Genomic DNA, 12490 nt, shown 5'->3' on the forward strand with positions numbered 1-12490 from the left:
GGGCCGGGCGGGGCCGGGCTTCAGCGGAACCGGGTGCGCAGCGGCAGCACCCCCGCGACGGACACCTCGACCTCGTCACCGGGACGGAGGAAGACCTCGCGGTCCTGCCCGGTCCCGGCGGGGGTGCCGGTCAGCACCACGTCCCCGGGCTCCAGCACGGCGAAGCGGGAGATGGTGGCCAGCAGCTCGGGCACCGCGAAGATCAGCGCCTCGGTGCTCGCGTCCTGCCGGACGGTCCCGTTCACGCTGGTCCGTACGGCGATGTTCGCGGGGTCGGCGACCGTGGACAGGTCCAGCACCGAGGCGCCGAGCGCGCCGAAGCCGGGGAAGCTCTTGGCCAGGGTGGGCGTGGCGGTGGCGACCATGACGTCGCGCGCGGTCATGTCGTTGGCCGCGGTGACCCCGGCCAGGTGCTCCCACACCCGCTCGGGCGCGGTCCGGCACATCCGCCGCCCCACCACGAAGGCCACCTCGCCCTCGTAGTCCACCTGGCTGGAACGGTCGCTCGGCAGCTCCACCTCCGCCCCCGGCGCCGACACCGCCGACGGCGACCGCAGGAACAGGATGGGATCGACCGGGATCGACCGGCCGGTGAGCCGGGCCTTGCAGCGGTAGTTGAGGCCCACCCCCCAGATCGCGCGGGCACCGCGCAGCGGGGGCAGCAGCCCGTCGAGGGAGACCCGGCCCAGCTCCCGCGCGGCCCGTGCCGGCGCGAAGCCCTCGCCCACGGCGAGCATGGCCGCGACGTCGCCGAACGGCAGGTCGAGCAGGACCGCGTCGTCGCCGTCCTCGGTGAGACGGGCCAGGCCGCCGGGGGTCGCCAGCAGGTTCACGCGTCGTCCCCCGGCACAGGGGCCCGCCGGCCGGAGGCCGTGACCGGGAGGGCCACCGGGAGGGCCGGAGCGTCTCCCCTACGTCGCATACCCATGTCTGCTCCTACTCCTGCGGTCACCCGGCCCGAAGGGACGACGGGGTTCCAGGGGGCGTTCTCTCGGGACGCCGGCGTCCGGCCGGTGGCGGGGGCTCCCGCCGCCGTACCAGGTCGGCCAGGCGTCACGAACGTACGAGGAAGGCTCACCGCGTGTCAAGATGCGGAATCACATCTCGCATTGCGTCATGCTACGGCCGTGTTTCGGTCCGATCCACGTCCGGCCCCGCAGGGACGGCAGGGCGTGGACCAGGGAGAACGGCTCATACCGGGTCGCGGGCACCGGCACGGCACCGCCGGGCGGCCTCGCCGGGGTGACCGGAACCACACCCGGGAAACGGCCCGGGCGCACAAAAGGGGGCCGGGCGCGCGGAAGGGGAGGGACGGGCCGGGGGGACCGATCCCGTACCGCTCAGGGCGGGCTCATGATCCCCGTGCCGCTCAGGCCGGTGCTGTACGGCACAGACCGGTCCCGCGGGAATCGACATCCGGACTCGTGGCCGTTCGGACCGGTCCCGCCCGGCTCTCGCAGGGTCACCCCGGTCTCGGTACCGGACTTGTGCTGCTCAGACCTGGCCCGTGCCGCTCAGGCCGGTCTCCGTACCGCCTCAGGCCGGTCTCGCAACGCTCAGGCCGGTCTCGTGCCGCCCAGGTCGCGGGAGAGATCGCGCGCCACCCTCAGCAGCGCGGCGGCGGCCTGCGGCTCCCGGTCGCCCGCGAGGGAGGCCACCGTGCCGACGACCGCCATCGCGGCGACCACCTGGTCCCCTTCGAAGATCGGCGACGCGAGCACGTGCACCCCGTGGTCCACCGGCGAGTTGACCGCCACCCCGGTCCTGCGGACCTCCTTGAGGAGGTCGCGCAGCTCGGCCGAGGCCCGCAACCGCCGGGCGAGCCCGGGGACCTCGCCGACGGGCAGGTAGGCGCTGAAGACCCTGCCCTGGGCCGAGCGCACGACGTCGAGCTGCGAGCCGGTGCGGACGCTCAGCCGGACGTCCCCCACGGTGTTGTCCACGCAGCCGACCACCACCGGGCACTCGCCGTTCCAGACGCTCAGCACGACCGTCTGGTTGATCTCGCGCATCAGCAGTTCGAGGTAGGGCTCGGCGGCGGCCGCGATCGGCAGCCCGGCCCTGGCCGCGGCCTCCAGCCCGAGGAGCTGGGGACCGAGCGAGTAGGTGGCGCTGGACGCGTCGTAGCGCAGCAGGCCGGCCGCCCGCAACGCCCGCGCGTACCGGTGGGCGGTGGGCTTGCTGACCCCCAGCCGCGCGGTGATCTCGTTGAGGCTCAGCCGGGGGCGCTCGACGGTGAAACCGCTCAGGATCAGCGCGGCACGCCGCACCGTCTGGATGGCGGGCACATCATCGGGAACGCTCTCGGGAACACCTGCGGGGACGACCTCGGCGGCATCGCCCGGCCCGCCCGCGGGGACGGTCCCGGACGCACCGGCGGACGCCTGCGCGGGAACGCCTCCGGGCGTGGCCGTCGAGGGGTCGGCGGGCACGCCGGCGGGCATCCTGTCGGCCACACCCGTGTCGCCGAAGCGTGCCTGCTCCGCCATGCCGACTCCTCCGCACCGACCGTCCGTTGGATCGGACTCTACAGACTGGAGAACTCAGGCCGCATCGGAGGAATGACCGGGCGCGGTACCGAGGGCGGGATTCACCAGTGGCGCGAGGTTGTTGACCGCGGCCGCGGCCTCGCCGAACCCGACGGAGATCAGCCTGACCTTGCCGTCGTAGTCGCTGATGTCCCCGGCGGCGAACACCCGGGGCAGGTTCGTCCGCATCGACCGGTCGACCAGCACGTGCCTTCTGCGCAGTTCCAGCCCCCACTGCTGGACCGGCCCGAGATCGGCGATGAAGCCGAGCGCCGCCACGACCGTCTGGGCGGGCAGGGTGACACGACCGTCCAGGTCGTCCTGGCCGCTCGCCCCGACCCTGTCCACGACGACCTCGCCGACCAGGTGCTCACCACCGATCTTCGAGACCTCGTACGGCGTCAGCACCCGTACCGACGACGAGCGCAGCGTGGCCACGCTGCGCTCGTGCGCCCGGAAGGCGGGCCTGCGGTGCACGAGCGTCACCGAGCGCGCCAGCGGTTCCAGGGCCAGGGCCCAGTCCACCGCCGAGTCGCCGCCGCCGACCACGACCACGTCGTGACCGGCCACGTCGTCGAGCCTGCGGACGAAGTAGCGCAGTCCCCGGCCCAGGTAGTCCTCGCCCACGGGCAGCTCGCGCGGGGTGAAGGTGCCGATGCCGCCGGTGAGCAGCATGGCCTTGGCCCGCACCACCGTGCCCGCGTCGGTGACGACCTCCACGGAGTCCTCGTGGTGCCGCAGGTCGAGGGCGCCCTCCCCGAGCAGCAGGACCGGGTTCGCCTGGGCGGCCTGGGCCACCAGCTCGTCCACCAGCCGCTGGCCCTTCACCGCCGGGAACCCGGCGACGTCGAAGATCTCCTTCTCCGGGTAGAGCGCCGAGATCTGGCCGCCGGGTTCGGGCAGCGAGTCGATGACGGCCACCGACATGCCGCGGAACCCCGCGTAGTAGGCGCCGTAGAGACCCGACGGGCCCGCGCCGACGATCACCAGATCGACGTCGTACGCGGTCATGACCCGCCGCCGGGCGGCACCGCGGCGGGATGGTCGCTCCCGGTGCGGCCCACCTTCCTGGCGCCCCCGGGCGATCCCAGGTCGACGAAGAACTCGGCGTTGATCCCGGCGAACCTGGCCGCCTCCGCGGGGAGATCGTCCTCGTGGAAGATGGAGGTCACCGGGCAGACCGGCTCGCACCGGCCGCAGTCGACGCACTCGTCGGGCTGGATGTACATCATCCGGTCGCCCTCGTAGATGCAGTCGACCGGGCACTCCTCGACACACGACCTGTCCTGCACGTCCACACACGCGTCGGTCACGACGTAGACCATCAGTCCTCCCTCGTCGGCAGCGTGGGGGAACAGTAGGAGGCTGTCACGCGCATTGTCAATATACGAGATGGCGTCTTGCATAGAGTTAACATGGACCCATGACGAGCGACGCCCTGCGACACCTGCGGCAGGCCACCGACGCGGCGATCTCCGATCGGACGATCGTCGAGGCGATCCGGGTGATGTCCGCCGCTCCCAGCCCGCGGGGCCGCGAGCGCGCGACCGCGACCCGGCTGGCGGCGTGGGCACGGGACCGCTGGCCCCGGCTCCCCTGGAACCTGGAGGCGGTGGGCCCCGAGGGGACGAACCTCACCTCCACCGCAGGCGGCTCCGGGCCCGAGCTGCTCGTCTACTCCCACCTGGACACCTCGCTCTCCGGAGAGGCCGGACACGACCGGTGGGCGACCGGCCTGGACGGGCCGGTCGCCCCGCTCGCCCTCGACCCGGTCTCCGGCCTGCTGTCCGGCTTCGGCCTCGGTGTCGCCCGCGCCCCGGCCGCCGCGGCGCTGGTGGGGTACGCGGCCGCGGCGACGGCCCTGCGCCGCGAGGGCCTGCCGCACCGCCTCTGCCTGCTCCTGGCCTCGGCCGGCACGCACTCCTCCCCCTTCACGACCGCACGACCGGCCGGCCCGTCCCCCTCCGCGGCCTCCGCACCGGCGGCCGGTGACACGTCCGGGCGGACCCCGGGCACCGCGGCCGCCGACGTCTCCGGCGTCTCCGGCGTCTCCGCGGAGCCGTCGGGCATCGACGAGTACCTCCGGTCGCACCCGCTGCCCGCGGCCGCCGTCGTCGCCAAGTGCGGCCCGCCCGGCGTCCTGTACGAGGAACCCGGGGCGATCTTCCTCAGGGTCCGGCTGGACGGCTCCTACCGGCCGGTGCTGGCCAGGGGCGCGGACGGCGGGCTCCTGACCGGTCTGGGGGTCGTCGTCGCGATCCTGGAGTCCTGGCGTGCCGAGCACCTGGCGGCCAGGTCCGCTCCCGGACGCCAGCTCGCCGCCGAGGCGGGCATCGGCGCGGTACGGGGCGGCCTGGCCGAGAAGCCCGACCTGTTGCCCGGCCTGGTGGAGCTCCACCTCTACCTGACCACCGTCCCGGGCGACGATCCCGACGAGATCGCCCGGACCGTACTGGAGCGGCTGCGGGCCGGGATCCGCGGCGGGCCGCTGGAGCGCCACCGGGTGAGCGTGGACGCGCACATGGCCCATCCGGCCGGGAGCACCCCGCCGGGCGCCCCGGTGATCCGCCAGGCGATCGCCGCATGGGACGACGAGCACGGCGCCCCTCCGCCGCCGATCTCAGGCTGGAAGGGCTCCACGGACGGCGTGGTGCTGCGCGGTCACGGGATCCCGACCGCCAGGGTGGGCCCGGCCGCCGCCGCCGACCCGGCCGATCCCCGGCGGGACGTCTTCGATCCGCGGGAGCTGGCGCGCTTCGCCCGCCTGTACGCCGGGATCGCCCTCCGGCACGCCCTCGGCGTCCCCGGCGCCCGATCCGGCAGGAGCACCTGAGCCGACCGGGGCACCCGAGCCGAGCGGGGCACCGGAGCCGACCGGAACACCTGATCCGGCCGGAACACCCGAACCGGCCGGAACCCTCGATCGGGCCGGAGCACCCGAGCCGGTCGGGGCGCCGGATCCGGCCGGAGCACCCGAGCCGTCCGGGGCATCGACATCGGGCGTTCTGGATGACAGGATGCTGTCTCGCAATGCAAAATATTTGCCCGGCGCCGGGCCTGCAGACCTGAATCGAAGGAACGACATGGGTGACGACAGCGCGCCTGGCCGGCAGGGCGCCGCGGGCGAGAACAGGATCCCGGCGATCCAGACCGTCCAGCGCGCCGCGATGATCCTCAGCGCGTTCACGGTGAGCCGGCCGCACCTGACCCTCAACCAGCTCACCGCCAGCCTGGGCACCAGCAAGGCCACCGCACATCGATACACCAAGGCCCTGCGGGAGAGCAACCTGCTGCGCTACGACGAGCGCGAGGCACTGTACTCCCTGGGTCCCCAGATCCTCACCCTGTCGGCCGCCGCCCGCGTCGGCATGCCGGTGATCGGCATCGCCGGTCCGTACATGCAGCGGCTGGTCAGGGAGATCGACGAGACCGTGGTGCTGAGCGTCTGGGACGGCGACACCGCCGTGGTGGTCCGCGTCGACGACAACACCGACCGCACCATAAGGGTCAGCGTGCGGATGGGCTCACGCCTGTCGCGGACCGAGTCGGCCCAGGGCCGGGTCTTCTGCGCGTTCCTGCCCCCCGACGAGGTGCCCGGCCTGCAGGAGCAGCTGGACGCCTCCCCCGAGCTCCGCCAGGAACTGGTGAAGATCCGCGAGGACGACATCTCGGCCAACACCCCCTCCGTCAACGGCGTGCGCAGCATCGCCTCCCCGGTCTTCCGGGGCCCGGTCCTGCTGGCCGCCATGGCGATCGTCGGCACCACCTCCTCGGTGCCCGCGGGCACCCACTCCCCGCTCGCCGAGGCCCTGAAGCGCACCGCGGCCGAGGTGACCGCCGAGCTGGGAAAGGAACGCACGCTTCCGGACCGGTGACCGTTCCGTGCAGAGCGGGCGTCCGCATGGTGAACCACATTCACGGCCCGATCCGGGGCCAAGTAGCGTAGGGACCGATGAACCAGCGCACGCTTCTTATCACGCTGACCGGCCCCGACCGTCCCGGCGTGACCTCACGTCTCTTCTCGGTCCTGGCCGGTTTCCCCGTCGCCGTCGCCGACGTCGAGCAGGTCGTCATCCGGGGCAGGCTCACCCTCGGCGTCCTCGTCTCCTACACGGGCGGCCCCTCGACCGGCACCGGTGGCACCCTGGGGGCCCTCTGGACCGCCGTCGAGCGGACCGCCGAGGACCTGGGACTGCACGTCGAGCTGTCCACCGGCTCCGACCCCAAGGAGAAGCGGCGCAGGGGACGGCTCACCGTCACCGTGCTCGGCTCCCCCCTCCAGCCGGCCGCCATGGCGGGCATCGCGGGGCGGATCGCGGCGGCCGGCGCCAACATCGACCGCATCGAGCGGCTGTCCAGTTACCCGGTGACCTGCATCGAGCTCTCCGTCTCCGGTGCCGACCCCGACACCCTGCGGGCCGAGCTGGCCGTCGAGGCGCACACCCAGCAGGTGGACGTGGCGGTGCAGCGCACCGGCCTGTACCGCAGGGCCAAGCGGCTGATCGTGATGGACGTCGACTCGACGCTCATCAAGGCCGAGGTGATCGAGCTGCTCGCGGCGCACGCCGGCTGCCTGGACGAGGTCGCCAGGGTCACCGAGGAGGCGATGCGCGGCGAGCTCGACTTCGCCGAGTCGCTGCGCCGCCGGGTCGCGCTGCTGGCGGGCCTGTCGGAGGAGGTCTTCGAGAAGGTACGCCGGGAGCTCGTGCTGACCCCCGGCGCCCGCACGCTGGTACGGACCCTCAAGCGGCTCGACTACCGGTTCGCGATCGTCAGCGGCGGGTTCACGCAGCTCACCGACGCCCTGGTGGACGATCTGGGGATCGACTACTCCGCGGCCAACACCCTGGAGGTGGTCGACGGCGTGCTCACCGGCCGGGTGGTCGGCGACATCGTGGACCGGCCGGGCAAGGCGCGGGCCCTGGAGCGTTTCGCCCGGGAGGCCGGCATCCCGATCAGCCAGACCGTGGCCATCGGCGACGGCGCCAACGACCTGGACATGATCGCCGCCGCCGGGCTGGGCATCGCCTTCAACGCCAAGCCGGTGGTCCGCCGCGCCGCCGACACCGCGGTCAACGTGCCCTACCTCGACTCGATCCTCTACCTGCTGGGCATCCCCCGGGCCGAGGTCGAGGACGCCGACGCCGAGGACGGCGTGATCAACACCGAGCGCTGACGGGCCCCTCGGGGGACGCGTGATCACACCGGACGCCCGTCGTCCCCGTGGAGGCCGTGAACCACCGGACGCGGGCCCCTCCGGGGAACGACGTGATCCTCACTCAGCGCGGACCGTCCCTCCGGGGAGGTCGTGACCGCCGGACGCAGAAGGACCCTCCGGGGGACGCCGTGATCACCACCGAGCGCCGGCCGTTCCCCTGGCGTCCCCGGCCGGGTCCCCCCGGAAGGCCCTCGACGCCCCCTTGCCGTCTCCAGGTCCTCCTCAGCGGTCCTTGGGACTCCATCGGGCGACCACGCGGCCGGTGTCGAGCCCGGCCCACTCGTCGTCGGTCTCGACGACGGCGAACGCCCCGGGCGGGAAGCCGCCGTCGCCGTCCCCCGGGGCCAGCATCCCGACCAGCTCCTGCACGCCCGGGTTGTGGCCGACCAGGAGCAGGGTGCGCGCCTCGGTCCCGCTCCGCCGGACCAGCTCCAGCAGCTCGTCGGCGTAGGCCTCGTAGACGGACGGCTCGAACGACACGTCCGCGTCCGGAAGGGCCAGCGCCACGGTCCGCCGGGTCCGTGCCGACGGCGAGCAGAGCACCAGGTCGGGCCGCAGGCCGAGTTCGGCCAGGGCCGCGCCGATCCGGCGGGCGTCGCGCTCGCCGCTCTCGGTCAGGGGCCGCTCCCGGTCGGCGACGCCGGGGGGCTGGGCCGCCTTGGCGTGACGCAGGACGACGAGCGTGCGCGCCGTCATCGGGACGCCCAGACGGCGAGACCCACGATCACCGCGAACACCGCGGCCATGGCCAGCAGAATGAGAAGGAGTGACTTACCACCGGAGGGCTGCTCTTCCATAGCGGCAAGTTTCCCACCGCGACGGTCCGCACACGCGAAAGGGGTACGCGTGGCTCGCGTACCCCTTCACGATGGAGCGTCACCCGGTTCCCCGGGGGGACGTCACCGGTCGCGGACCGGCTCGGTCCCCCCGCGGGACGCGGCTCAGGTGGAGACCGGCTGCGCCTTGCGGTCGGAGTCGTTCTCCTCGGTCGGGGAGATGCTCGCCGACCGGCGCTTGGAGACGATGACCGCGCCGACGACGATGCCGACCGCCAGCAGCGTGACGACGACACGCAGCACCGCGTTGTCGGCGTAGGTCACCACGGCCGGGGCGATCAGCAGCGCCACCAGGTTCATCACCTTCAGCAGCGGGTTGATCGCCGGACCGGCGGTGTCCTTGAACGGGTCGCCGACGGTGTCACCGATGATGGTGGCCTCGTGCGCCGGAGAGCCCTTGCCACCGTGGTGGCCGTCCTCGACCAGCTTCTTGGCGTTGTCCCAGGCACCACCGGAGTTGGCCAGGAACACGGCCATGAGCGTGCCGCACGCGATGGCGCCGGCCAGGAACGCCCCGAGCGGGGCGTACCCCAGGGCGAAGCCGACGGCGATCGGGGTCAGCACGGCCAGCAGGCCGGGCGTGGCCAGCTCCCGCAGCGAGTCGCGGGTGCAGATGTCCACGACCCTGCCGTAGTCGGGCAGCTCGGTACCGGCCATGATGCCCGGCTTGGTGCGGAACTGCTCGCGCACCTCGAAGACCACCCGGCCGGCCGCGCGGCCGACCGCCGTGATCGCCAGGCCGGAGAACATGAACACCACCGCGGCACCGATGATCAGGCCGACGAGCACGTTCGGGTAGTCGACGCTCAGGCTGAACGTGCTGAACGAGCCCAGCGCCTCCTTGACCGTGGCGCTCGCCTGGGCCAGCTCGGTCTCCACCGCCGTGCGGAACGCGCCGAACAGCGCGGTCGCGGCGAGCACCGCGGTGGCGATCGCGATGCCCTTGGTGATGGCCTTGGTGGTGTTGCCGACCGCGTCCAGGGAGGTGAGGACGGCGGCGCCCTCGCCCTCGACGTCACCGGACATCTCGGCGATGCCCTGGGCGTTGTCGGAGACCGGCCCGAAGGTGTCCATGGACACGATCACGCCGACCGTGGTCAGCAGCCCGGTGCCCGCGAGCGCCACCGCGAACAGGGCGATGGTGACGTTGCCGAAGCCGAGCAGGAAGGCGCCGTACACGGCGGCTCCGATGATCAGCGCCGAGTAGACCGCGGACTCCAGGCCGACGCTGATGCCGGCCAGGATGACCGTGGCGGGGCCGGTCCGGGAGCTCTCGCCGATGTCCCGCACCGGACGGCGGTTCGTCTCGGTGAAGTAGCCGGTGAGCACCTGGATGGCGCTCGCCAGCACCAGGCCGATGAGCACCGCCCCGATCGCGATCAGGCGCGGGTCGGAGGTGATCGCGGCGATCTGGGGGCTCACGCCGGTCAGGCCGGCGAAGGTGGCCGGCAGGTAGAGGTAGGCCGCGACGGCGACCAGGACCGCCGAGATGGCCGCCGAGATGAAGAAGCCACGGTTGATCGCGGCCATCGCGTTGCGGTCCCCGGCGCGCGGGGCGGTGACGAAGATGCCGATGATCGCGGTGATCACGCCGATCATCGGCACGATCAGCGGGAACACCAGGCCCTCGACGCCGAAGGCCACCCTGCCCAGGATCAGGCTCGCGACCAGCATGACCGCGTAGGACTCGAACAGGTCGGCGGCCATGCCCGCGCAGTCGCCCACGTTGTCGCCCACGTTGTCGGCGATGGTGGCGGCGTTGCGCGGGTCGTCCTCGGGGATGCCCTGTTCGACCTTGCCGACCAGGTCGGCGCCGACGTCGGCGGCCTTGGTGAAGATGCCACCGCCGACCCGCATGAACATGGCGAGCAGCGCGGCACCGAAGCCGAAGCCCTCCAGCACGGCCGGGGCGTACCCCCCGTAGGCGATCACCACCACGGCCGCGCCGAGAAGACCGAGACCGACGGTGATCATCCCGGCCACGCCGCCGGTGCGGAACGCGATCCGCATGGCGACCTTCTCACCCGATTCGCGGGCGGCGGCGGCGACGCGGACGTTACCGCGGACCGCCAGCCACATGCCGATGAATCCGGTCAGCGCGGAGAAAAGCGCGCCCACGACGAAGAAAGCCGATCTGCCGATTCTCACGCCGGTCGTCTCGGCCGGAAGGAGATACAGCAGGAAAGGGATCAAAATGACGAACAGAGCGAGCGTTCGGAACTGCCGCGTCAAATACGCGGAAGCCCCTTCCTGTACGGCTCGCGCGATGTTCTGCATGCGTTCGGTGCCCTGGCCGGCGGCCAGCACCTCCCGCACCAGGGCGCCGGCGACGGCGAGCGCGAGCAGGGCGACCGCGGCCACCACGATCACGATGGTGAAGTGGTGACCGCTGAGGGATACCGCTGGTTCTTCGACAGCGGCGAGATGGAGCACAGACATCCGACTCTCCTTGGCAAGACGGGAACACGTCCTGCCCGGAGTGCGCTGCCATAGGCGTCACGACGAGCAAAGCGGCGCACATCCGGGGTGGTTGGCAGTGCCGCTTCCAGTTGCAGACCCCTACGGAAAACGGCTCGCGTACGGGCCGTTCCGAAGGATAAACCTTGGCCGGTTCCGGGAGTCTACGCAGCGTCGACGCGGATATGAAGCCTCTGTGCTCGGCCGATTGACGACAGGTACGGCATCCATCGCCGACCGGCCTGCTTATAACGCCATTTCCCCGTCACATCCGTCTCGTCCGTCTCCATGTCCCCCTGATTTCGGCCCGCACGTACAGGCGTTAAGACTCGACCGGAAACCCGGGGACCGCAAACGAACGGCCGGGCGTGTCCTAGGACACGCCCGGCCGCCGAAGTCTTCCGTGTCAGACCGGAGACAGTCCGTTGGTCGCCGCGGGCCAGCTCATGCGGATGCGCATGCCCTTCGGGCTCGGGTAGACCTGGACGTCGTCGGCCAGTCCCGCGATGACCGCGATGCCGAAACCGGCCATCAGATCGTCGGGGAGCTGCCCGAACGGATCGTCGAACCCCAAAAGGGCCCGATCGTGCTCCAGCTCGTCACTGGGGGCGGAGTCGGTGACGGTCACCTCGAAGCGCCCCAGGTCATCGCGTAGCTCGATACGGATCGGCTCTCCCGGACAGTGGAGACGGTGCGCCTCCACGGCCCGCGAGCATGCCTCACCGACAGCGAGCCGTACCTCGTCCAGCAGTGACTCCTGCACACCGGTGCGCCTGGCGATCGCCGTGGCGACCAGGCGCGCCGTCCGCACGTGCGCGGGGAGGGCACTGAACGTCAGCTCGACGGTAGCCACGACTACTTGTCTCGACCGTGAGCTTCCTTGGCCTCCTCCACCGAGGCGTAGATCCCGAAGACCTTGGTGAGCCCGGTGATCCGGAAAATCTTCAGGATGCGCTCCTGGGTGCAGACAAGCTCCAGTGAGCCATCGTGCGCCCTAACTCGCTTGAGCCCGCCGACCAGGACACCAAGGCCCGTGGAGTCAAGGAAGTCGACCTTCTCCATGTTGACGAGCAGGTGGAAGTTCCCCTTGTTGACCAGGTCGATCAGGAGCTCACGCAATCTGGGCGCGGTGTAGACATCGATCTCACCCTCGACCTCAACGATGGTGAGACGGTCCTCGGAATGGTGGTCCAACTTCAGATCCACAGATCCTCCAGCGCCTTGCCTGCGAAAGTACCGATTCGAGCGTGCCCCCCGGGACCGAGGTGACCCCTGGGCGACAAGCCCCGACGCGCGGCATTCAACCATGCGTACGCTCAGTGTCTATACGAAATCACGATTCCCGGCGACTCTGCCCACAGATGTGAGACTGGAAACCAGTGACCCCGCCATCATCCTCGCCCCTCCGGGCGGGCGCCGCGCTCCGCCGCCTGCTCGACGTTCCCGCACGT

General features: G+C 71.8%; 11 protein-coding genes. 3 read left to right on the forward strand and 8 right to left on the reverse strand.

Translation table 11 applies throughout. The features are described from left to right. Positions 1-20: 20 nt before the first annotated feature. From ABD832_RS09330 to fdxA, 4 genes are all read right to left on the reverse strand, one after another. A complete protein-coding gene (locus ABD832_RS09330) occupies positions 21-833 on the reverse strand; it encodes a fumarylacetoacetate hydrolase family protein (protein WP_344891275.1) in 813 nt (270 codons plus the stop codon). A gap of 723 nt (positions 834-1556) precedes the next feature. Next, complete coding sequence (locus tag ABD832_RS09335; protein ID WP_344891278.1) at positions 1557-2489, reverse strand: IclR family transcriptional regulator; 933 nt, start codon at positions 2487-2489, stop codon at positions 1557-1559. A 54-nt stretch (positions 2490-2543) separates the two neighbouring features. Continuing rightward, positions 2544-3539: an NAD(P)/FAD-dependent oxidoreductase gene (locus ABD832_RS09340; RefSeq protein WP_344891281.1), complete on the reverse strand. Its 996-nt coding sequence runs from the start codon at positions 3537-3539 to the stop codon at positions 2544-2546. Beyond that, positions 3536-3853, reverse strand: a complete 318-nt coding sequence (gene fdxA / locus ABD832_RS09345; RefSeq protein WP_344891284.1) for a ferredoxin — start codon at positions 3851-3853, stop codon at positions 3536-3538. The genes ABD832_RS09340 and fdxA overlap by 4 nt, the downstream gene beginning before the upstream one ends. Before the next feature lie 98 nt (positions 3854-3951). Here fdxA and ABD832_RS09350 point away from each other — a divergent pair, with 98 nt between their 5' ends. The 3 genes from ABD832_RS09350 (at position 3952) to serB (ending at position 7704) form a co-directional block, all read left to right on the forward strand. Next, the gene (locus ABD832_RS09350; protein ID WP_344891287.1) at positions 3952-5361 is read left to right on the forward strand and encodes a hypothetical protein; all 1410 of its coding nucleotides are present in this window, start codon (positions 3952-3954) and stop codon (positions 5359-5361) included. Positions 5362-5611: 250 nt separating this feature from the next. Beyond that, positions 5612-6403, forward strand: coding sequence for an IclR family transcriptional regulator (locus tag ABD832_RS09355; protein WP_344891289.1), 792 nt, complete (start codon positions 5612-5614; stop codon positions 6401-6403). Between the two features lie 77 nt (positions 6404-6480). Continuing rightward, complete coding sequence (gene serB / locus ABD832_RS09360) at positions 6481-7704, forward strand: phosphoserine phosphatase SerB (protein WP_344891292.1); 1224 nt, start codon at positions 6481-6483, stop codon at positions 7702-7704. 264 nt (positions 7705-7968) lie between these two features. On the opposite strand, the gene ABD832_RS09365 is transcribed toward serB, so the two are convergent. The 4 genes from ABD832_RS09365 to ABD832_RS09380 all read right to left on the reverse strand — a co-directional run bounded on the left by ABD832_RS09365 (position 7969) and on the right by ABD832_RS09380 (position 12245). Next, on the reverse strand, positions 7969-8442 hold the full coding sequence (locus ABD832_RS09365) for a SixA phosphatase family protein (protein WP_344891295.1): 474 nt from the start codon (positions 8440-8442) through the stop codon (positions 7969-7971). A gap of 245 nt (positions 8443-8687) precedes the next feature. Beyond that, entirely contained in the window at positions 8688-11021 is a 2334-nt protein-coding gene (locus tag ABD832_RS09370; protein ID WP_344891298.1) for a sodium-translocating pyrophosphatase, read from the reverse strand. Positions 11022-11445: 424 nt separating this feature from the next. Then, entirely contained in the window at positions 11446-11892 is a 447-nt protein-coding gene (locus ABD832_RS09375; RefSeq protein ID WP_344891301.1) for an ATP-binding protein, read from the reverse strand. Between the two features lie 2 nt (positions 11893-11894). Continuing rightward, positions 11895-12245 (reverse strand): STAS domain-containing protein, encoded by a 351-nt coding sequence (locus ABD832_RS09380; protein ID WP_012887265.1) that lies wholly within the window; start codon positions 12243-12245, stop codon positions 11895-11897. Positions 12246-12490 lie beyond the last annotated feature (245 nt).

The sequence above is a fragment of the Streptosporangium longisporum genome (assembly GCF_039534895.1).
Lineage (GTDB): Bacteria > Actinomycetota > Actinomycetes > Streptosporangiales > Streptosporangiaceae > Streptosporangium > Streptosporangium longisporum.

Excerpts from the sequence above, each read along its gene's own strand:
- ABD832_RS09335 (WP_344891278.1), bottom strand. The coding sequence starts at position 2,489 with ATGGCGGAGCAGGCACGCTTCGGCGACACGGGTGTGGCCGACAGGATG.
- ABD832_RS09340 (WP_344891281.1), bottom strand. The coding sequence starts at position 3,539 with ATGACCGCGTACGACGTCGATCTGGTGATCGTCGGCGCGGGCCCGTCG.
- fdxA (WP_344891284.1), bottom strand. The coding sequence starts at position 3,853 with ATGGTCTACGTCGTGACCGACGCGTGTGTGGACGTGCAGGACAGGTCG.
- ABD832_RS09350 (WP_344891287.1), top strand. The coding sequence starts at position 3,952 with ATGACGAGCGACGCCCTGCGACACCTGCGGCAGGCCACCGACGCGGCG.
- ABD832_RS09355 (WP_344891289.1), top strand. The coding sequence starts at position 5,612 with ATGGGTGACGACAGCGCGCCTGGCCGGCAGGGCGCCGCGGGCGAGAAC.
- serB (WP_344891292.1), top strand. The coding sequence starts at position 6,481 with ATGAACCAGCGCACGCTTCTTATCACGCTGACCGGCCCCGACCGTCCC.
- ABD832_RS09365 (WP_344891295.1), bottom strand. The coding sequence starts at position 8,442 with ATGACGGCGCGCACGCTCGTCGTCCTGCGTCACGCCAAGGCGGCCCAG.
- ABD832_RS09370 (WP_344891298.1), bottom strand. The coding sequence starts at position 11,021 with ATGTCTGTGCTCCATCTCGCCGCTGTCGAAGAACCAGCGGTATCCCTC.